This is a genomic window from Pseudonocardia spirodelae, assembly GCF_037727765.1.
Classification (GTDB): domain Bacteria; phylum Actinomycetota; class Actinomycetes; order Mycobacteriales; family Pseudonocardiaceae; genus Pseudonocardia; species Pseudonocardia spirodelae.
On the sequence record NZ_JBBJUP010000004.1, the window covers coordinates 216,564 to 235,413 of the forward strand.

At 74.1% G+C, this 18,850-nt stretch carries 19 protein-coding genes; 14 read left to right on the top strand and 5 right to left on the bottom strand.

What is annotated here, in order from left to right; all coding sequences use genetic code 11:
* The first annotated feature begins 19 nt into the window (after window positions 1-19).
* Genes WJX68_RS06665 through WJX68_RS06680 form a run of 4 tightly spaced genes read left to right on the top strand, consistent with a single transcriptional unit; the run spans window position 20 to window position 6,300 of the window.
* Window positions 20-310: a sarcosine oxidase subunit delta gene (locus tag WJX68_RS06665; RefSeq protein WP_340287065.1), complete on the top strand. Its 291-nt coding sequence runs from the start codon at window positions 20-22 to the stop codon at window positions 308-310.
* Window positions 307-3,135 (top strand): 2Fe-2S iron-sulfur cluster-binding protein, encoded by a 2,829-nt coding sequence (locus WJX68_RS06670; RefSeq protein WP_340287067.1) that lies wholly within the window; start codon window positions 307-309, stop codon window positions 3,133-3,135. The genes WJX68_RS06665 and WJX68_RS06670 overlap by 4 nt, the downstream gene beginning before the upstream one ends.
* Window positions 3,125-3,763 (top strand): sarcosine oxidase subunit gamma, encoded by a 639-nt coding sequence (locus tag WJX68_RS06675; protein ID WP_340287069.1) that lies wholly within the window; start codon window positions 3,125-3,127, stop codon window positions 3,761-3,763. Before WJX68_RS06670 ends, WJX68_RS06675 begins: the two co-directional genes overlap by 11 nt.
* Before the next feature lie 32 nt (window positions 3,764-3,795).
* A complete protein-coding gene (locus WJX68_RS06680; RefSeq protein ID WP_340287071.1) occupies window positions 3,796-6,300 on the top strand; it encodes a GcvT family protein in 2,505 nt (834 codons plus the stop codon).
* Window positions 6,301-6,474: 174 nt separating this feature from the next.
* Here WJX68_RS06680 and WJX68_RS06685 read toward each other — a convergent pair whose 3' ends face one another.
* Window positions 6,475-7,140: a GntR family transcriptional regulator gene (locus WJX68_RS06685; RefSeq protein WP_340287073.1), complete on the bottom strand. Its 666-nt coding sequence runs from the start codon at window positions 7,138-7,140 to the stop codon at window positions 6,475-6,477.
* A 137-nt stretch (window positions 7,141-7,277) separates the two neighbouring features.
* Here WJX68_RS06685 and purU point away from each other — a divergent pair, with 137 nt between their 5' ends.
* Entirely contained in the window at window positions 7,278-8,126 is an 849-nt protein-coding gene (gene purU, locus WJX68_RS06690; RefSeq protein ID WP_340287075.1) for a formyltetrahydrofolate deformylase, read from the top strand.
* Between the two features lie 143 nt (window positions 8,127-8,269).
* Here the strand turns inward: purU and WJX68_RS06695 are convergent, their stop codons facing one another.
* The 3 genes from WJX68_RS06695 to WJX68_RS06705 form a co-directional block, all read right to left on the bottom strand.
* On the bottom strand, window positions 8,270-9,418 hold the full coding sequence (locus tag WJX68_RS06695) for an aromatic ring-hydroxylating oxygenase subunit alpha (RefSeq protein ID WP_340287077.1): 1,149 nt from the start codon (window positions 9,416-9,418) through the stop codon (window positions 8,270-8,272).
* 661 nt (window positions 9,419-10,079) lie between these two features.
* Window positions 10,080-10,640: an isochorismatase family protein gene (locus tag WJX68_RS06700; protein WP_340287080.1), complete on the bottom strand. Its 561-nt coding sequence runs from the start codon at window positions 10,638-10,640 to the stop codon at window positions 10,080-10,082.
* Window positions 10,641-10,643: 3 nt separating this feature from the next.
* A complete protein-coding gene (locus tag WJX68_RS06705; RefSeq protein ID WP_340287082.1) occupies window positions 10,644-11,930 on the bottom strand; it encodes a nicotinate phosphoribosyltransferase in 1,287 nt (428 codons plus the stop codon).
* A gap of 38 nt (window positions 11,931-11,968) precedes the next feature.
* Here WJX68_RS06705 and clpS point away from each other — a divergent pair, with 38 nt between their 5' ends.
* Window positions 11,969-12,277 (top strand): ATP-dependent Clp protease adapter ClpS, encoded by a 309-nt coding sequence (gene clpS / locus WJX68_RS06710; RefSeq protein WP_340287084.1) that lies wholly within the window; start codon window positions 11,969-11,971, stop codon window positions 12,275-12,277.
* Between the two features lie 2 nt (window positions 12,278-12,279).
* Entirely contained in the window at window positions 12,280-12,831 is a 552-nt protein-coding gene (locus WJX68_RS06715) for a DUF2017 domain-containing protein (RefSeq protein ID WP_340287248.1), read from the top strand.
* A 28-nt stretch (window positions 12,832-12,859) separates the two neighbouring features.
* Here the strand turns inward: WJX68_RS06715 and WJX68_RS06720 are convergent, their stop codons facing one another.
* Entirely contained in the window at window positions 12,860-14,536 is a 1,677-nt protein-coding gene (locus WJX68_RS06720) for a bifunctional metallophosphatase/5'-nucleotidase (RefSeq protein WP_340287086.1), read from the bottom strand.
* Window positions 14,537-14,667: 131 nt separating this feature from the next.
* On the opposite strand from WJX68_RS06720, the gene WJX68_RS06725 reads away from it, so the two are divergent.
* From WJX68_RS06725 to WJX68_RS06755, 7 genes are all read left to right on the top strand, one after another.
* Entirely contained in the window at window positions 14,668-15,162 is a 495-nt protein-coding gene (locus WJX68_RS06725; protein WP_340287088.1) for a M67 family metallopeptidase, read from the top strand.
* A gap of 126 nt (window positions 15,163-15,288) precedes the next feature.
* Window positions 15,289-15,564: a MoaD/ThiS family protein gene (locus WJX68_RS06730; RefSeq protein WP_340287090.1), complete on the top strand. Its 276-nt coding sequence runs from the start codon at window positions 15,289-15,291 to the stop codon at window positions 15,562-15,564.
* A gap of 62 nt (window positions 15,565-15,626) precedes the next feature.
* A complete protein-coding gene (locus WJX68_RS06735; RefSeq protein WP_340287092.1) occupies window positions 15,627-16,574 on the top strand; it encodes a PLP-dependent cysteine synthase family protein in 948 nt (315 codons plus the stop codon).
* 59 nt (window positions 16,575-16,633) lie between these two features.
* Window positions 16,634-17,236, top strand: coding sequence for a rhomboid family intramembrane serine protease (locus WJX68_RS06740; protein ID WP_340287094.1), 603 nt, complete (start codon window positions 16,634-16,636; stop codon window positions 17,234-17,236).
* Complete coding sequence (murI, locus tag WJX68_RS06745; protein WP_340287096.1) at window positions 17,233-18,087, top strand: glutamate racemase; 855 nt, start codon at window positions 17,233-17,235, stop codon at window positions 18,085-18,087. Before WJX68_RS06740 ends, murI begins: the two co-directional genes overlap by 4 nt.
* A complete protein-coding gene (locus WJX68_RS06750; RefSeq protein WP_340287098.1) occupies window positions 18,084-18,452 on the top strand; it encodes a hypothetical protein in 369 nt (122 codons plus the stop codon). Before murI ends, WJX68_RS06750 begins: the two co-directional genes overlap by 4 nt.
* Entirely contained in the window at window positions 18,445-18,846 is a 402-nt protein-coding gene (locus WJX68_RS06755) for a hypothetical protein (protein WP_340287099.1), read from the top strand. Before WJX68_RS06750 ends, WJX68_RS06755 begins: the two co-directional genes overlap by 8 nt.
* Window positions 18,847-18,850: the final 4 nt, after the last annotated feature.

Sequence of the window (18,850 nt, forward strand, 5' to 3'; positions counted from 1 at the left end):
CGACCCTCAGGAGCCAGAAGTGCAACTCATCGACTGCCCCTGGTGCGGCCCCCGCGAGGAGGTCGAGTTCCACTACGGCGGACAGGCCCACGTCGAGTACCCGGCCGCACCCGCCGAGCTCGACGACGAGCAGTGGGCGCGCTACGTGTTCTTCCGGGACAACCCGAAGGGCCCGTTCGCGGAGCGCTGGAGCCACGCCGCCGGCTGCCGCCGCTGGTTCAACGCCGTCCGTGACACCCACACCTACCGGTTCCTCGCCGTCTACCCGGTGGGTGGGGCCCGGCCGCAGATCCCGGGGACCCGCTCATGACCCGCATCGACGGGTACGGCCGCGTCGACCGCACCCGCACGCTGGACTTCGTCGTCGACGGCACCACCTACACCGGGCACCCGGGCGACACGCTGGCCTCCGCGCTGCTCGCGAACGGCGTCACCGTGCTGGGCGGCTCGGTCACGCTCGGCCGCCCGCGCGGCATCGGCGGGGCCTGGGTCGAGGACCCGGCCGGCCTCGTGCAGATCGAGGAGCCGTTCCCCGAGCCGATGCTGCAGGCCGCCACCGTCGAGCTGTACGACGGCCTGGTCGCCCGCGGCCTGAACGGGCAGGGCCGGCTGGCGACGGTCCCCGACACCGCGCGGTACGACCACCGCCACGCCCACTGCGACACCCTGGTGGTCGGCGCCGGCCCGGCCGGGCTGCTCGCCGCGCGCACCGCGGCCCGCCGCGGCGACCGCGTGGTGCTCGTCGACGACCGTCCGGAGGCCGGGGGCTCCCTGGTCCCGGCCGACCGGATCGACGGCCGCGCGGCGCACCGGTTCGTCGCCGACGTCGTCGCCGAGCTCGCCGAGAACCCCGAGGTGCTGCACCTGCAGCGCACCACCGCCTTCGGCCACTACGACGACGGGTTCGTCCTGGCCCTGGAGCGACGGACGGGAGAGGCCCGCGGAACGGGCGTCGGCGCCGACCACCTCGGCGCGGCCGCCCCCGCGGACCGGTCCCGCCGGCGGGTGCACCGCATCCGGGCCGGGAGGGTCGTCGTCGCGGCCGGCGCGATCGAGCGCCCCGTGGTGTTCGCCGACAACGACCGGCCGGGCGTCATGCTCGCCTCCGCGGCGCGGGAGTACCTGCACCGCTACGGCGTGCTCACCGGCCGCGAGGTCGTCGTGTTCACCACCGACGACGCCGCCTACCTCGCCGCGGCCGACCTGGCCGGCGCGGGGGCGCGGGTGACCCTCGTCGACGCCCGCACCGCGCTGCCCGCCGAGCGCGCGCGGGAGTGCACCGCCGCCGGGGTGACGCTGCGGGCCGGGGCCACCGTCGTCGGCTCCGACGGCGACGCCGCGGGCCGGGTCCGCGCCGCGCACGTCGCGACCCCGGGAGCGGACGGGCCCCGCACCGAGGTGCTGGCGTGCGACCTGCTGCTGGTCTCCGGCGGCTGGACCCCCACCGCGCACCTGTTCAGCCACGTCCGCGGCCGGCTCGTCTACGACGCCGGCCTGGGCGCGTTCCGCCCCGGTGCCGCCGTCGAGGGCACCGAGGTGATCGGCGCCGCGAACGGCACCCTCGACCTGGCCGGCTGCCTGTACGAGGGCGCGGGCGGCGACGCCCCGAGCTCCGCCCCGGAGCCCGCGCGCACGCCCGCCCTGGTGCTGTGGCGCACCGCGGGGGACTCCTCGCGCCAGTTCGTCGACATCGCGCGGGACGCGACCGTCGCCGACATCGAGCGGGCCGTCGGCGCCGGGCTCCGCTCGGTGGAGCACGTGAAGCGCTACACCACCATCGGCACCGCCCACGACCAGGGCAAGACCTCCGGCACCATCGCCTCCGGGATCACCGCGGAGCTGCTGGGCCGCCCGGCGGGCGACCTCGGGACCACCACGTTCCGCCCGCCCTACACCCCGGTGTCGTTCGCCGCGCTCGCCGGTCGCGAGCGCGGGGACCTGTTCGACCCGGTCCGGACCACCGCCGTGCACCCGTGGCACGTCGCGCACGGGGCGGTGTTCACCGATGTCGGCCAGTGGAAGCGGCCCCGGCACTTCCCGCGGGCCGGCGAGGACCCCGACGCCGCCGTGCTGCGCGAGTGCGCCGCCGCCCGCCGCGACGTCGCGATCATGGACGGCTCCACCCTGGGCAAGATCGACGTGCAGGGCCCGGACGCGGGGGAGTTCCTCGACCTCGTCTACACGAACCTCATGAGCAGCCTGAAGATCGGGCGCGTCCGCTACGGCGTCATGTGCGGCAACGACGGCATGGTCACCGACGACGGCACCGTGCTGCGCATCGCCGAGGACCGGTTCCTGCTCACCACCACCACCGGTGGTGCCGCGTCGGTGCTGGACCACCTGGAGGACTGGCGCCAGACCGAGGTGGGGCACCTGAAGGTGAACCTGACCTCGGTCACCGAGCACTGGGCGGTGTTCCCGGTCGTCGGGCCCCGCTCGCGTGAGGTGATCTCGGCGGTCTTCCGCGACGTCGACGCCTCCGCCGAGGCGTTCGAGTTCATGACCTGGCGCGACACCGAGCTCGACGGGGTTCCGGTCCGGCTGGCCCGGATCTCCTTCTCTGGGGAGCTGGCCTTCGAGGTCAACGTCGACGCCCGGTACGGCCTCGCCGTGTGGGAGCGGCTGATCGCCGCCGGCCGGCCGTACGGCATCACCCCCTACGGCACCGAGACGATGCACGTGCTGCGCGCCGAGAAGGGCTACCCGATCATCGGGCAGGACACCGACGGCACCGTCTCCCCGCACGACCTGGGGATGAGCTGGGTGGTCTCGAAGAAGAAGGCCGACTTCGTCGGCAAGCGCTCCTTCGCCCGCCCGCTGAACTCCGACCCGCTGCGCAAGCACCTGGTCGGGCTGCTCCCGACCGACCGCAGCACCCGGCTGCCGGAGGGCGCGCAGATCGTCGAGTTCGCCGCCGACGGCACCCTGCCCCCGCCGCCGGTCCCGATGCTCGGCCACGTCACGTCCAGCTACCTGTCCGCGGAGCTGGCGCGGCCCTTCGCCCTGGCCCTGCTCAAGGGCGGCCGCGACCGCATCGGCGACGTCGTGCACGTCCCGCACCAGGGGGCACTGGTCCCGGTCGAGATCACCGGACCCGTGCTCGTCGACCCGGAAGGGGCCCGCCGTGACGGCTGAGCTCGCCACCACGCACCCGCTCGACAGACACGCCCCGGCACTGGCCGGGCTCGCCCGGGCCACCGGCGGCGGCCTCTCGGTCGAGATCCTGCCGACCGCGCAGTCGGTGACGCTGCGGCTCGACCCGGCCGGACCGGCCCGTGCCGGTGTCGAGGCCGCGCTCGGCGCCGCGCTGCCGACCCGGCCGAACACCTGGGGCGCCGCCGGCGACGGCGAGGTCGTCTGGCTCGGCCCCGACGAGTGGCTGGTCACCAGCCGCTCTCCGAACGCCGCCGTCTCCGAGGCGGCACTGCGCGAGCTCGTCGCCGGAGAGGCGGGCGGCGCCGCGGTCGACACCTCCGCCCAGCGGGTCGTGCTGCGGATCGGCGGGCGCCTGGCCCGCGAGCTGCTGTCCCTCGGCTGCTCGCTGGACCTGCACCCGCGCTCGTTCCCGGCCGGGCGCAGCGCCCAGACCCTGCTCGGCCGGGCCGGGGTGATCCTGCTGGCCCGCGACGACCGCGCCGACGCCGACGGGGGAGCGGTGTTCGACCTGCACGTGCGCAGCTCGTTCGCCGGTCATCTCGCCGACCGGCTGCTCGACGCGGCGTGCGAGTTCGCCACCTCCACCGCCCCGTCCACCGCCGGCTGACCCGCCCGACGAGCACGCAGAAGGAGACCACCATGACCCCCCGTGTCGTCATCATCGGAGCCGGGATCGTCGGGGCGAACCTGGCCGACGAGCTCACCGCCCGCGGCTGGACCGACGTCACCGTCCTGGACCAGGGGCCGCTGCCGCTGACCGGCGGCTCCACCTCGCACGCCCCCGGCCTGGTCTTCCAGACCACCGGGTCGAGGACCATGACCGCGTTCGCCACCTACACCGTCGAGAAGCTGAAGAGCCTCGACGTCGACGGCGGCCGGTGCTTCGACCAGGTCGGCGGCCTGGAGGTCGCCACCACCCCGGAGCGGCTCGCCGACCTGCACCGCAAGCAGGGCTGGGCGATCTCGCGCGGCGTCCCGGCGTCGGTCGTCGACGCCGCCGAGTGTGCGCGGCTGCACCCCCTGCTCGACGCCGGCCAGGTCCTCGGCGGGCTGCACACCCCGACCGACGGCCTGGCCGGGGCCGCCCGCGCGGTCGTCGCGCTGGCCCGGCGCGCGGAGTCCCGCGGCGCGGTCTTCCGCGGCTCGGTGCGCGTCACCGGCATCGCGCAGTCCGGCGGCCGGGTCACCGGCGTCGAGACCGCCGACGGCGAGACCGTCCCCGCCGACGTCGTGGTGTCCTGCGCCGGGTTCTGGGGCCGCGAGCTCGGAAAGCTCGTCGGGATGCGGGTGCCGCTGCTGCCGCTGGCCCACCAGTACGCCCGCACCACCCGGGTCGAGCAGCTCGTCGAGCGCAACAGCGCCGATGCGCGCTCCGCCGGGGCTCCGCACGGTGACCTGGTCGAGGCGCGGCTGCCGATCCTGCGCCACCAGGACGCCGACCTCTACTACCGCGAGCACCACGACCGCATCGGCATCGGCTCCTACGCCCACCGCCCGATGCCGGTGTCGATCTCCGAGCTGCCCGAGGTCGGCGACGGCGAGGTCGGCGAGCGCAGCCAGCCCTCGATGCTGCCCTTCACCGCCGAGGACTTCGCGCCGCAGTGGGAGCAGAGCACGCAGCTGCTGCCCGGCCTGACGCACTCGACGATCGAGCACGGCTTCAACGGCGTCTTCTCCTTCACCCCCGACGGCGGCCCGCTGATCGGCGAGTCCGCCGACGTCGCCGGCTTCTGGGTCGCCGAGGCCGTGTGGGTCACCCACTCCTCGGGCGTGGCCCGCTCGGTGGCGCAGCTGCTCGTCGAGGGCCGCAGCGAGCTCGACCTGCACGGCTGCGACGTCAACCGGTTCGACGAGGTCCGGACCACCGACGCCTACGTCGACGAGACCTCGCAGCAGAACTTCGTCGAGATCTACGACGTGCTGCACCCGCTGCAGCCCAGGCTGTCCCCGCGCGGGATCCGGACCAGCCCGTTCCACGACCGGCAGCGGGAGCTGGGCGCGTTCTTCCTGGAGTCCCAGGCCTGGGAGCGCCCGCACTGGTACGAGGCCAACGCGGCGCTGGTGGAGGACATGCCCGCGCGGTGGCGTGGCCCGTCCCGCGACGCCTGGTCGGCGATGTTCCACTCGCCGGTCGTCGCGGTCGAGGCGTGGAAGACCCGCACCGCGGTCGCGATGTACGACATGACCCCGCTCCGGCGCCTGGAGGTGTCCGGGCCGGGTGCCTGCGCGTTCCTGGAGGGCCTGACCACCGGCAGGATGGACAAGTCCGTCGGCGCGGTCACCTACACCCTGATGCTCGACGAGGGCGGCGGCATCCGCAGCGACCTCACCGTCGCCCGCCTCGGCGAGCAGCTGTTCCAGGTCGGCGCGAACTCCCACCTCGACCTCGACCACCTGCGCCGCGCGCTGCCCGACGACCGCTCGGTGACCGTCCGCGACATCACCGGCGGCACCTGCTGCATCGGCGTCTGGGGGCCGCTGGCCCGCGACCTGGTGCAGCCGCTGTCGCGCGAGGACTTCTCCCACGAGGGCCTGAAGTACTTCCGCGCGATGTCCGCGCACATCGCCGGGATCCCGGTGACCGCGATGCGGCTGTCCTACGTCGGCGAGCTCGGCTGGGAGATCTACACCGGCGCCGAGTACGGCCGGAAGCTGTGGGACGTGCTGTACGAGGCCGGGCGCCCGCTCGGCGTCGTCGCGGCCGGGCGGGCGGCGTTCGACAGCCTGCGCCTGGAGAAGGGCTACCGCTCCTGGGGTGCGGACATGTCCACCGAGCACGACCCCTACGAGGCCGGCCTCGGCTTCGCCGTCCGCCCGCACACCAAGGGCGACTTCGTCGGGCGTGCGGCCGTCGAGAAGATCGACCCGGACGCCGTCACCCGCAGGCTGACCTGCCTCACGGTCGACGACCGCCGCAGTGTCGTGCTCGGTCACGAGGCCGTGCTCGTCGACGGCGAGCCCGCCGGCCACGTCACCTCCGCGGCGTACGCCCACACCCTGGGCACGCCGGTCGCCTACGCCTGGCTGCCCGCCGGGCTGCCGGTCGGGGCGACGGTCGAGATCCAGTACTTCGACCGCCGCATCCGCGCCTCGGTCGCCGCCGAGCCGCTGTTCGACCCGGAGATGAGCCGCATCCGGCGCTGAATCCCGGAGCCCGGCCCACCCGGCCGGGCCCCGGAGCCGCCGCGCACGCCGTGCGGCGAGCCGACCGCGGCGCCGACCGGAGTCGCCGACCTGCTGCGCCGGGCCGGCACGGTGACCGGCGACCTGCGGGAGCAGATCCGCTCGGCGCGGGCCCACCGGTGAGCGGACCGGGACTCAGACGACCGCGCGGACGGCCTTCTCGAACCCGATGACGTGCGCCCGGGCCCGCTCGGCGGCCTCGTCGGCGCGCTGGCCGGCGATCGCCCGCAGCAGGCCCGAGTGCTCCCCGACGTGTTGGTCGAAGTGCGTCATCCGGTCCAGGAACAGGCAGAAGATCCGGGTCGCGAGGTTGTCGTAGCGGATCAGTGTGTCCTCGAGGTGCGGGTTGGCCGCCGCCTCGTAGATCGTCCGGTGGACGTGCAGGTCCCAGCGCATGAGCGCGTCGCGGTCCAGTGTGCGCACGTCGATCCGGTCGATCGTGTCGGCCAGCTCGGCGAGGTCGGCCCGGGTGGCGGGGCCCGCGTACTCCGCGGCGCGGCGCGCCGCGAGCGGCTCCAGCTGGGCCCGGATCTCGGAGATGTAGGCCAGGTCGGTGATGTCGACCCCGGTCGCGAACGTCCCGCGGCGCGGGTAGGAGACGACCAGCCGGTCGATCTCCAGCCGCTTGAGCGCCTCCCGGACCGGGGTGCGGCCGACCTCGAGGGACTTCGCGAGGGCGACGTCGTCGATGGCGGTCATCGGCGGGATGTCGAGCATGATCAGCCGGTCCCGGATCACCGTGTACGCCTTGTCGGCGAGCGAGGTGTACTCCGGCTCGGCGTCGTCGGGGAGAGCGGTCACGCCCGCATGCTAACCGACACGTGTGCGTAACAGTCCTCGAACACGGCCACACCTCTTGACTATGACTGATATATCAATGCACCATCCGGGGGTGCCGCGGTCTCCGCGGACCGCGTCCGAGCCGAGGAGAGGCCGCCGTGTCCCGTTCCTTCATCCTGACCCTGAGCTGCCCGAACCGCACCGGCATCGTGCGCGCGGTCAGTGCCTTCCTGTTCGAGCACGGCTGCGACATCGACGAGTACCAGCAGTTCGACGACCCGGTGCGCGGCCGGCTCCACCTGCGCACCCGGGTCGGCGCGGAGTACGACGTGGACCTCGGCGCGGTGAGCCGGGACTTCGAGTCGGTCGCGGCCGAGTTCGGCATGACCGTCACCTTCTCCGACGCCGCCCCCGCCAGGATCCTGGTGATGGTGTCCAGGCTCGGCCACTGCCTCAACGACCTCGTCTTCCGCTGGCGGGCCGGCAGCCTCGGCGCCGAGATCGTCGCCGTCGTGTCCAACCACGAGGACCTGCGGCCGATGGCCGAGGCGGCGGGGCTGCCGTTCGTGCACGTGCCGGTGACCGCGGGGACCAAGCCCGAGGCCGAGGCCCGGCTGCTGTCGCTCGTCGAGGAGTTCGACGCCGAGCTGGTCGTGCTCGCGCGCTACATGCAGGTGCTCTCCGACGAGACGTGCAAGGCCCTGGAGGGCCGGGCCATCAACATCCACCACTCGTTCCTGCCAGGGTTCACGGGCGCCCGGCCCTACCACCAGGCCTACGAGCGCGGCGTGAAGCAGGTCGGCGCCACGGCGCACTACGTGACCCCGGACCTGGACGAGGGCCCGATCATCGAGCAGGAGGTGATCCGGATCGACCACTCCTACGACCCGAAGGCGCTGCAGATGGTCGGCCGCGACGCCGAGGCGCTCGCGCTGTCGCGCGCCGTCCGCTGGCACTGCGAGCGCCGGGTGCTGCTGACCGGCGGCAGCACCGTCGTCTTCCGGTAGCCGGCCCCGCCGACGGCCCCGTTCGGCGCACCGCGGGGCGGGGCCGCGCCGCGTCCGGGGCGGCGGGGGCCCGGACGCGCGACCGCCCCGCGCCGGCAGGCCGGGCGGGGCGGTCGTGGTGGTGGCCGGGGGCGGCGCGGGGCTCAGCCCACCCGGTCGCGCACCCAGTCGTGGAACTCGCCGATGTGGTGCTCGCTGGGCACGAGCACGCCGCCCTTCTCGTAGGAACGGGAGTCCATCGCGAGCTGGCAGCGCTCGCAGGCGTCGAAGTCCTGCACGTTCACCCGGTGGAACAGCTCCACCGAGCGGTCGATGTCGGCGCCGGAGTCCACGACCTCGGGCAGGTACAGCCAGTCGCAGACGACCAGGGTCCGCCCGGGCGTCAGCGGGAACATGCGGTGGAACACCACGTGGTCGGGGACCAGGTTGACGAACACCGACGGCCGCACCGTGATGGCGTAGTAGCGGCGGTCCTGCTCCTGCGCGACGCCCGGGATGCGGGCGAGCCCCTCCGAGCCGTCGACGGTGAAGCCCCGCACGTCCTCGCCGAACTCGGCGCCGTGCCCGACGAAGTACTGGGCGGCGAGGCCGTCGGCGAACTCCGGCAGCACCTCGGTGAGCTCGGGGTGGATCGTCGCGCAGTGGTAGCACTCCATGAAGTTCTCGACGATCTGCTTCCAGTTCGCCTCGACGTCGTAGGAGATGCGCCGGCCGAGCTTCAGGTTCTCGACGTCGTAGCCGACGATGGCGTCCGGCGAGCCGAGCCGGGTGGTGACGTCACCGATCACCGTGTCGGTGAACGAGGGCGGCTCCTCGGCCAGGCTCAGCCAGACGTAGCCCAGCCACTCGCGCACGTGCACGGTGTGCAGGCCGTACCCGGCCTTGTCGACGTCGGGCATCGAGCTCAGGTTCGGCGCCGCGACGAGCCTGCCGTCCAGGCCGTAGGTCCAGGCGTGGTACGGGCACTGGAAGGAGCGCCTGACCTGGCCCTTCTCCTCCGTGCACAGCCGCGCGCCGCGGTGCCGGCAGACGTTGAGGTAAGCCCGCACGGAGTCGTCCCCGGCCCGCGTGACGATCACGCTCTCCCGCCCGATCCGGACGGTCTCGAACGCGCCGGGCTTGTCCAGGTCCGCGGCCAGCACCGCGCAGAACCAGGTCTTGTGGAAGATCTCGTCCTGCTCGGCCCGGAAGATCGCGGGGTCGGTGTAGTAGTGGCCGGCGAGGGTCGCTCGCAGGCTGTCCGGGAGGCTCTGCCCCCCGGTGGCGGGGTTCGACAACTCGCCGGTCGTCATGGCGGTACTCCTCGTGGGCGACGTCGGGATGGGCGGCCGGCCGGCCGGTCGGGACGGGGCGTGTCGACGGCGGCGACCGGAGCCGTGGACACACCCGGGAAACACCAGAAACTGTTGCGTAAAAGACAACAGGTCTCTCACTGCGCACCACGATGGGAGCGCGTCGCGCGGGTCGGTGTCAAGAGGCCGCAGCGGTGGTGTCCGTGCAGGCCGGAGGCGCGGGCCGGCCGCCGCGGGCGGGGTGTCGGACCTGCCGGTGGCACGGTGGCGGCTCCGGTGTCGTCGGGCTCCGGGCGGCGGGTCGGGGGTTGACCGTCGCTCCGGCCACATCATAACGTCTACAGATATATTAATCGAGTATCTGATACGCGCAGTCGATCGCACGGACCGCGGGACCCGGTTCTCCGACGACCCCGGCGTCCAGCTCGTGGCGATCAGGAGTACCGCGATCAGGAGTACCGCGATCAGGAGTACCGCGATCAGGGGTACCGATGCGGTCGAGCAGGCCGTCGACCGGGCCACCGACCACCACGGCGACGACGTCTCCGTGAAGGCCGGCCCGTTCACCACCGGAGGCGAGCCCGCCGGCCCCCCGCGGCGAGCCGGAGCCCGCCGGCGACGGGCGGGCGGATCCCGTCGGCACGGCCGAGCGCCGCGGAGCTCAGCCGGTCCGGACCTCCACGCCCGCGTCGGCCAGCTCGGCCAGTGCCCGCTCGGTGGTCTCCGGTGCCACGCCCGCGCAGTGCCGCAGCAGGACCGTCGTGGTCAGCCCGAGCCGGGACGCGTCCAGCGCGGTCGCCCGGACGCAGTGGTCGGTCGCCAGGCCCACGACGTCGACCTCGGTCACCCCGCGGTCGTTGAGCCAGTCACCGAGCGGTGTGCCGGACTCGTTCGCGCTCGCGCCCTCGAACCCGGAGTAGGCGCTGGTGTAGGCGCCCTTGTCGAAGACGCACTCGATCGGCGCCACGTCCAGGGCCGGGTGGAACGAGGCCCCCGGGGTTCCGGCCCGGCAGTGCGGCGGCCAGGAGTCGACGAAGTCCGGGGTGTCGGAGAAGTGCGGGCCCGGGTCGACGTGGACGTCGCGGGTGGCGACGACGTGGTCGTAGCCCGTCCCGGCCAGAGCCCCGATCCCGGCCGCGACGGCCGCGCCGCCCGTCACCGCGAGCGCCCCGCCCTCGCAGAAGTCGTTCTGGACGTCGACGACGATCAACGCGCGTGCCATGGCTCAGCTCCCGGTGAGGAAGGTGGTCGGGATCGCGGGCTCGCCGCGGGACAGCTTCAGCCCCTCCCACGGTACGGCGACCAGCGCCGTCCGCAGCCGCTCGCGGGCGGCCTGCAGGTCGGTGAGCGGCTCGTCGGCGACGACCTTGCCGTCGCGGACCAGCGGCACCGCCAGCACCCGGTCGTGCGGCCCGGCGACGGGGTCGGAGCCGTAGGGGTACACGACCTCCTCCACCGCGGTGCCGGTCGGCTTGAACCGGCGCAGCGCCGCCTTGCGCCCGCCGCGGGACTCCTTCGCGCTGGACCGCTTCGAGACCGGCCGCCCGTCGACCTCGACGAGCTTGTAGACCATCCCGGCCGTCGGCGCCCCGGACCCGGTGACCAGCGAGGTGCCCACCCCGTAGGAGTCGACCGGCTCGGCGCGCAGCGAGGCGATCGCGTACTCGTCGAGGTCGCCGGAGAGCACGATCCGGGTGCCGGTCGCACCGAGCGAGTCGAGCTGGTCGCGGGCCTGGCGGGCCAGCTCGCCGAGGTCGCCGGAGTCGATGCGCACCGCACCGAGGCCGGGACCCGCGGCGGCGACGGCGTGGTCGATGCCGCGGCGGATGTCGTACGTGTCGACCAGCAGCGTCGTGCCGGTGCCGAGCGCGGCGACCTGGCTGGCGAACGCGGCCGGCTCGTCGTCGTGCAGCAGCACCCAGGCGTGCGCGGCGGTGCCCGCGGTGGGGATGCCGTGCCGGGCGCCCGCCGCGAGGTTCGACGTCGTCGCGAACCCGGCCAGGTACGCGGCCCGCGCCGCGGCCACCGCGGCCTCCTCGTGGGTGCGCCGCGAGCCCATCTCGATCAGCGGCCGCCCGGCCGCCGCGGTCACCATCCGCGCCGCCGCCGACGCGATCGCGCAGTCGTGGTTGAAGATCGACAGCGCCAGGGTCTCGAGGACCACCGCGTCGGCGAACGAGCCGGTCACGGTGAGCACGGGGGAGCCGGGGAAGTACAGCTCGCCCTCGGGGTAGCCGTCGACGTCGCCGGTGAAGCGGTAGTCGCGCAGCCAGTCCAGCGTGGCGGGGTCGACCACGGGCGCGAGCGAGGCGAGGTCGTCGGCGGAGAAGCGGAAGCGCTCCAGCGCCTCCAGCAGCCGCCCCGTCCCGGCGACGACGCCGTAGCGGCGGCCGTCGGGGAGGCGGCGGGCGAACAGCTCGAACACGCAGTGCCGCTCGGCGGTGCCGTCGGCGAGGGCCGCCGCCACCATCGTCAGCTCGTAGCGGTCGGTCAGCAGGGCCGTGCCGGTCATGGGCGGGAGCCTACGGTGGTTGTGCCACCATGGGGCGCATGTCCGCGCCGTTCCCAGCGCCGTCCCCGTCGCCCACCGAACAGGCCGTCCCGGACCTCGACGAGGCGGCGAGCCCCGACACGCCCTGGCAGGCGATCGTCTGGAACGACCCGGTCAACCTGATGTCCTACGTCACCTACGTGCTGCAGAGGGTCTTCCACTACCCGGAGCCGAAGGCGACCGCGCTGATGCTCGACGTGCACCACAAGGGACGGGCCGCGGTGTCCTCGGGGGACAAGGACACCGTCGAGGGCCACGTCGCCCAGCTCCACGCGGCCGGCCTGTGGGCCACCATGCAGCAGGCGTGAGCGTGAACGGCTGGAAGCGCAGCGGGCGCGGCGACCGCGTCCGCTACACGTCCGGGTTCTCCGGCGAGGAGGCCGCCGTCCTGCGCGGGCTGTTCACCGAGGTCCGCCAGATGCTCGCGGGCCGCGCCGAGCTGGCCCCCACCGACGAGCTCGCCGAGCTGACCGGCATCCGCACCGGGCCGACGTCGCGGCCGACCGACCGGGTGCTCGCCCGGCTGCTGCCGGACTTCACCACCGAGGACTCCGACCTCGCCGGCGGGATGCGCTCGCTGCACGAGCCCGCGCTCATCGAGGCCAAGGACGCGGCCGCCGAGACCGTGCTCGACAGCCTGCCCGAGGCCGGCGGGCGCCTGGAGCTGACCGAGGCCCAGGCCGACGCCTGGCTCGCCGCGCTGAACGACGTACGGCTGGCCCTGGGCACGGCGCTCGACGTCTCCGAGGACATGCCCGAGCAGCTGCCCGACGACGACCCGCGCGCCCAGCACCTGGGTGTCTACCACTGGCTGACCTACGTGCAGGACTCCCTGGTCCGCGTCCGGGTGCGCGGGCTCTGAGTCCGCGCACCCGCCGGATCGGGCGCGCTCAGCGCCGCACGATCCGGTCGGTCGGCGGGGCCGTCAGGCCGGGGTGCGCGCCCAGGTAGGAGACGACGGCGTCGAGGTCGACCGGGCCGCCGACCAGCTCGGTCCCGGCGGTGAAGGTGTCGAAGCCGTCGCCGCCCGCGGACAGGAAGTTGTTCGTCGCCACCCGGTAGCGGCCGTCGTCGGTGACCGGGGTGCCGCCGATCGTGATCTCGCCGACCCGGTTCCCCGCCACCGTGTAGCGCAGGTTCGACGAGCTCTGCAGCACCGTCGGCCCGTCCTCGACGGTGAACTGCTGGTCGAGCACCGCGCGCAGCCCGGCGCCGGTCAGCGTCATCGTCTGCAGGATGTTGCCGAACGGCTGGACGGTGTAGACCTGGCCGTAGGTGACCCGCCCGCCCGCACCGGGGACGAGGTCCGCGCGCACCCCGCCGGGGTTGGTCAGCGCGAGCTGCGCGCCGTCGCCGCGCGAGGCCGCGAGCTGCGCGTCGGCGATCACGGTGCCCAGCGGCGAGAGCCCGGACGGGTCCGCCGCCCGCAGCAGCGGCGCGGCGACGGTGCCGACCGGGCGCTCGGCCAGCGGCCGCGACTGCGCCACGGCGCGGTCGACGAGCCGGGCGACCGCCGGGTCCGGCGCGACGTCGCGGGTGACGATCTCGTTGCGGGCCGTCGTCGCGGCGCGGTCCACGTCGCCGTCGCCGGTCACCGCCAGGTCGACCACCGACAGCAGCCGGCCGAAGGACAGGCCCTGCACCAGCGGGCGCGGGTTCCCGGCCGGGTCGGTCGCCGCGCAGGAGTACTGCTGGTGGGTGTGCGCGGAGAACACCGCGTCGACGTCGGGCGAGACCGCCGCGGCGATCCGCGAGGCGGGACCGCCCGGCTCGACGGAGCAGGCGTCGGGCCCGGCGTCGCCCGCGGTCTCGTCGCCCTGGTGCAGCAGCAGGACCTGGGCGCGCACGCCCTGCGCGGTCAGCGCGCGCGACGCGGCGTCGACGGCGGCGACCTCGTCGCCCACCTCCAGGCCGCGGATGCCGTCGGGGGAGACCAGGTCGGGCAGCTCCGACAGGGTGGCGCCGATCACGCCGACCCGGGTCCCGCCCGCCTCCACCACCGTCGACGCGGCCAGCGCCGGGTCCCCGCCCGCGGTCACGTTCGCCGACAGGATCGGGAAGGCCGCGCCGTCGTAGGACGGGGTGAAGCGGCAGCCGTCGGTGGGGTGGCAGCCGCCGCGCTGCACACGGCGCAGCTCGGCGATGCCCTCGTCGAACTCGTGGTTGCCCGCCGCCGACGCGGCCACCCCCATCGACTCCAGCACGGCGACGGTCGGCTCGTCGTGGAACAGCGCCGAGGCCAGCGGGGAGGCGCCCACGTTGTCGCCGGTGGAGAGCACGGCGCTCGCCGGGACCTCCTCGCGCAGCCGGCGCACGTGCGCCGCGACGAATGCCGCGCCGCCCGCCTCGACCTCGGCGCCCGCGTCGTCGGTGACCCGGCCCGAGGAACCCGAGGGCGGCTCCAGGTTCCCGTGCAGGTCGTTCAGCGCGATCAGCCGCACCGTCCCGCCCCCGCCGGACCCCGCCGACGGCCGTGACGACAGGGACTCCACGGTGACCCCGACGACGAGGACCAGGGCGAACAGGACGGCGAGGACGACGGCGGCACGACGACCGGAGGAGGACACGCCGGAAGTATGCGGTACACCCGTCCGGAGTACCGTGGTGCGGATCACAGAACGACGTGTCCGGTGCGTGAACGCCGGGTGCGGCCCCGGCACCGGTGCCCGCCACCGGTACGGCCGCGTATCCTGCCGACGTGCTCGTCCTCCGGTCCGACCTCGTCGACGCGATCGTCGCGCACGCCCGCCGTGACTTCCCGGTGGAGTCGTGCGGTCAGCTCGTCGGCCCCGAGGCCGCCGCGCACCCCGAGCGCTACGTGCCGATGACCAACGCCGACGAGGTGGCCAGCGACTTCGCGTTCGCCCCGGCCGAGGACATCCGCCTGGAGCGCGAGCTCGACGCCGCCGGCGAGCGCCGGATGCTGGTCGTCCACTCCCACACCCGGCTGCCGCGGCGCCCGGTCGCCCACACCGGCCTGCCGGAGGCGTACCCGTCGCCCAAGGACGTCGCCCAGATGGAGTGGACCCCCGACCAGCACTGGCTGATCGTGGGCCTCGCCACGGCCGACGCCGAGCCCGAGGTGCGCTCCTACCACCTGGCCGACGGCGAGGTCGTGGAGGACGATCTGCAGGTCGTGGAGTCCTACATGTTCTCCCACACCGGCTCGGACGACGTGCCCGACCGGGCCTGATCCACCTCCCGCGCACCCGCGCCGGAGGCAGCGCGGGAATGTCGCCGGACCCCGGCCGCGTTGCCGCGTGCAGTACACCGCGCAGTACGCACTGCCCGAGCGACCCCACCAGGAGTGATCACCGACATGGCCGTCTCCGTGTCCGTCCCCACCATCCTTCGCACCCACACCGGCGGCGAGAAGACCGTCGAGGCGAAGGGCGACACCGTCGCCGCGGTCATCGACGACCTGGAGTCGCGTCACAGCGGCATCAAGGAGCGTCTGATCACCGACGGCAAGCTGCACCGCTTCGTCAACATCTACGTCGACGACGAGGACATCCGCTTCGCCGGCGGCCTCGAGGCCCCCGTCGCGGAGTCCTCCACCTTCACGATCCTCCCGGCCGTGGCCGGCGGTCGCTGAGCCCGGACCGACCTCGGTGCCGGGCGGTCCCGCCGCCCGGCACCGGTGCCTGAGGAGAACCCGTGCGTTACGACTCGCTGCTGCACGCCGTGGGCGACACCCCGCTGGTCGGGCTGCCGTCGCTGTCGCCGTCGGAGGACGTGCGGCTGTGGGCGAAGCTGGAGGACCGCAACCCCACCGGCTCGATCAAGGACCGCCCCGCGCTGGCCATGATCGAGGACGCGGAGAAGCAGGGCCTGCTCACCCCCGGCTGCACCATCCTGGAGCCCACCTCGGGCAACACCGGCATCTCGCTGGCGATGGCCGCCAGGCTCAAGGGCTACGAGATCATCTGCGTGATGCCGGAGAACACCTCCTCCGAGCGCCGCCAGCTGCTCGCCATGTACGGCGCCCAGATCATCTCCTCGCCGGCGGCCGGCGGGTCCAACCAGGCCGTCGCCGTCGCCAAGCAGCTCGCGGCCGAGCACCCGGACTGGGTGATGCTCTACCAGTACGGCAACCCGGCCAACACCGACGCGCACTACCGCGGCACCGGCCCGGAGATCCTGCGCGACCTGCCCTCGATCACGCACTTCGTCGCGGGCCTCGGCACCACCGGCACCCTGGTCGGGGCCGGCCGCTACCTGCGCGAGCAGAAGCCCGACGTGCAGGTCGTCGCCGCCGAGCCGCGCTACGGCGAGCTCGTCTACGGCCTGCGCAACCTGTCCGAGGGCTTCGTCCCCGAGCTCTACGACGAGACCGTGCTCACCGGCCGGTTCTCCGTCGGCTCCTACGACGCGCTGCGCCGCACCCGCCAGCTCGTCGAGCAGGAGGGCATCTTCGCCGGCATCTCCTCCGGCGCGATCCTGCACGCCGCGCTCGGGGTGGCGAACAAGGCGCTCGACGCCGGGCGGCGCGCGGACGTCGTCATGATCGTCTGTGACGGCGGCTGGAAGTACCTGTCCACCGGCGCCTACTCGGGCGACCTGGGTACCGCCGCGCAGGGCATCGACGGCCACCTCTGGGCCTGACCGCTCCGCACGCCGCCCGAAACGGGCATATCCGGCGGGTCGGCCGGTACCCTGGGGGCATGACCGCGCTCCCGGACGGCCGTCCCGCCCGCGTGCTGCCGCCCGCGCCCGGCCGCGCCGCGGTGATCATGCTGCTGTTCACCGCCGCCCTCTGGGCGATCGAGACCCTGGACCAGGCCTCCGGCGGCATGATCGACGCCGCCGGGGCGATCTACCCCCGCGACACCGGCGGGCTGGCCGGGATCCTCACCGCGCCGCTGCTGCACGGCGACTTCGTGCACCTCGCCGCGAACAGCGTCCCGTTCCTGGTCTTCGGGTTCCTCGCGATGTCCGGCGGGCCGGTGCAGTGGTTCGCCGTCACCGCGACCATCTGGCTGGTCAGCGGGCTCGGGGTGTGGCTCACCTCGCCGTCGCCGGTGCTGGGCGCGTCCGGGATCGTGTTCGGCTGGTTCCTGTTCCTGCTCACCCGCGGCTTCTACGCCCGCAACGGCCGCCAGATCCTGCTCGCCGTCGTGCTGTTCCTGTTCTACGGCTCGCTGCTCTGGGGCGTGCTGCCGACCGACCCGCGGGTGTCCTGGCAGGGACACCTGTTCGGGGCGATCGGCGGGGTCGTCGCCGCCTACTGGGTCGCGAAGGCCGACCGCCTACCCTCGGGGGCGTGACGACACCCGCCCTCGACGCCCCGATCGGCATCTTCGACTCCGGCGTCGGCGGGCTCACCGTCGCCCGCTCGGTCATCGACCTGCTGCCCGCCGAGCAGATCGTCTACGTCGGCGACACCGCGCACAGCCCGTACGGGCCGCGCTCGCTCGCCGACATCCGCCGCCTCGCGCTCGGCATCGGCGACGAGCTCGTCGGATCCGGGGTGAAGGCGCTGGTCATCGCCTGCAACTCCGCCTCGGCGGCGTGCCTCGCCGACTTCCGGGAGCGCTACCCGGTGCCGGTCGTCGAGGTCGTGCGGCCCGCCGTCCGGCGCGCCGTGGCCACCACCCGCAACGGGCGCATCGGGGTCATCGGCACCGCCGCCACCATCGCCTCCGGCGCCTACGCCGACGCCTTCGACGCCGCCCCCGCCGTCGAGGTCACCTCGGCCGCCTGCCCCCGCTTCGTGGACTTCGTCGAGCGCGGCACCACCAGCGGCCGTCAGGTGCTCGGCGTGGCCCAGGCCTACCTGGAGCCGCTGCAGCGCGCCGACGTCGACACCGTCGTGCTCGGCTGCACCCACTACCCCCTGCTGTCCGGGGTCCTGGAGATCGTCCTCGGCCCCGACGTGACGCTGGTGTCCTCGGCCGACGAGACCGCCCGCACGCTCGTGCGCACCCTGCACTCCCGCGGGCTCCTGCGCGACGACACCGCACCCCCCGCGCCGCACCGCTTCCTCGCCACCGGCGATCCGGAGCCCTTCCGGCGGCTCGGCCGCCGCTTCCTCGGACCCGAGATCGGCGACGTCGTCGGGCGCGCCGGAGCCGGTGCCGTGCCGTCCGCGAGCACCGGGGTAACGTCCGCGCCGTGATCGGAACGCTGGTCCTGGTGATCACCGTGGCGCTGTCGGCGACCGCGCTGTTCGGGCTGGTCACGACGGTGCTGAACCGCCCGCCGAGCCGGGTCCACACCGTCGCCGTCGGGATCTGCGTCGCGCTGGTCGTCGTACAGGCCGCCGTCGCCGCCTACCAGCTGTTCGTCGGCGGGGTCACGCTGCCGGAGCAGACCACGTTCCTCATCTACCTCGCCGTCGCGATCTGCGTGCCGGTGATCGCGCTGCAGTTCGCCACCGCCGAGCCGAGCCGCTGGGGCGGCGCGGTGATCGCCGTCGGCGCGGTCGCGACCCTGGTCGCCGTGCTGCGGCTGCAGGGGCTCTGGGTGGTCCCCGGTGCCTGAGCCGCGCGCGACGGCGACCGGCCCCGGCCGGATCCTCATCGCGGTCTACGGCGTCTTCGCGCTGTCCGCATCGGCCCGCGCCGGGGTGCAGATCGCCGAACGCTTCGGCGAGGCCCCGCTCGCCTACTCGCTGTCCGCGCTGGCCGGGTTCGTCTACGTCCTGGCCACCGTCGGGCTCGCCGGCACCGGCCCGGGCTTCCGCCGACTCGCCTGGTCGGCCGTGGTGTTCGAGCTGGTCGGCGTGCTCGTCGTCGGCGCGTTCACCACGTTCGTCCCCGCCGACTTCCCCCGCGACACCGTCTGGTCCCACTTCGGCATCGGCTACGGACTCGTCCCGCTCGTGCTGCCGTTCGCCGGGCTCTGGTGGCTGCGCCGCACCTCACGAAAGGGTTAGGGTC

What these genes read in the sequence shown, in the direction of transcription:
- WJX68_RS06670 (WP_340287067.1), top strand. Translation starts at nt 307, where the DNA reads ATGACCCGCATCGACGGGTACGGCCGCGTCGACCGCACCCGCACGCTG.
- WJX68_RS06680 (WP_340287071.1), top strand. Translation starts at nt 3,796, where the DNA reads ATGACCCCCCGTGTCGTCATCATCGGAGCCGGGATCGTCGGGGCGAAC.
- WJX68_RS06695 (WP_340287077.1), bottom strand. Translation starts at nt 9,418, where the DNA reads ATGACGACCGGCGAGTTGTCGAACCCCGCCACCGGGGGGCAGAGCCTC.
- WJX68_RS06700 (WP_340287080.1), bottom strand. Translation starts at nt 10,640, where the DNA reads ATGGCACGCGCGTTGATCGTCGTCGACGTCCAGAACGACTTCTGCGAG.
- WJX68_RS06705 (WP_340287082.1), bottom strand. Translation starts at nt 11,930, where the DNA reads ATGACCGGCACGGCCCTGCTGACCGACCGCTACGAGCTGACGATGGTG.
- clpS (WP_340287084.1), top strand. Translation starts at nt 11,969, where the DNA reads ATGTCCGCGCCGTTCCCAGCGCCGTCCCCGTCGCCCACCGAACAGGCC.
- WJX68_RS06730 (WP_340287090.1), top strand. Translation starts at nt 15,289, where the DNA reads ATGGCCGTCTCCGTGTCCGTCCCCACCATCCTTCGCACCCACACCGGC.
- WJX68_RS06740 (WP_340287094.1), top strand. Translation starts at nt 16,634, where the DNA reads ATGACCGCGCTCCCGGACGGCCGTCCCGCCCGCGTGCTGCCGCCCGCG.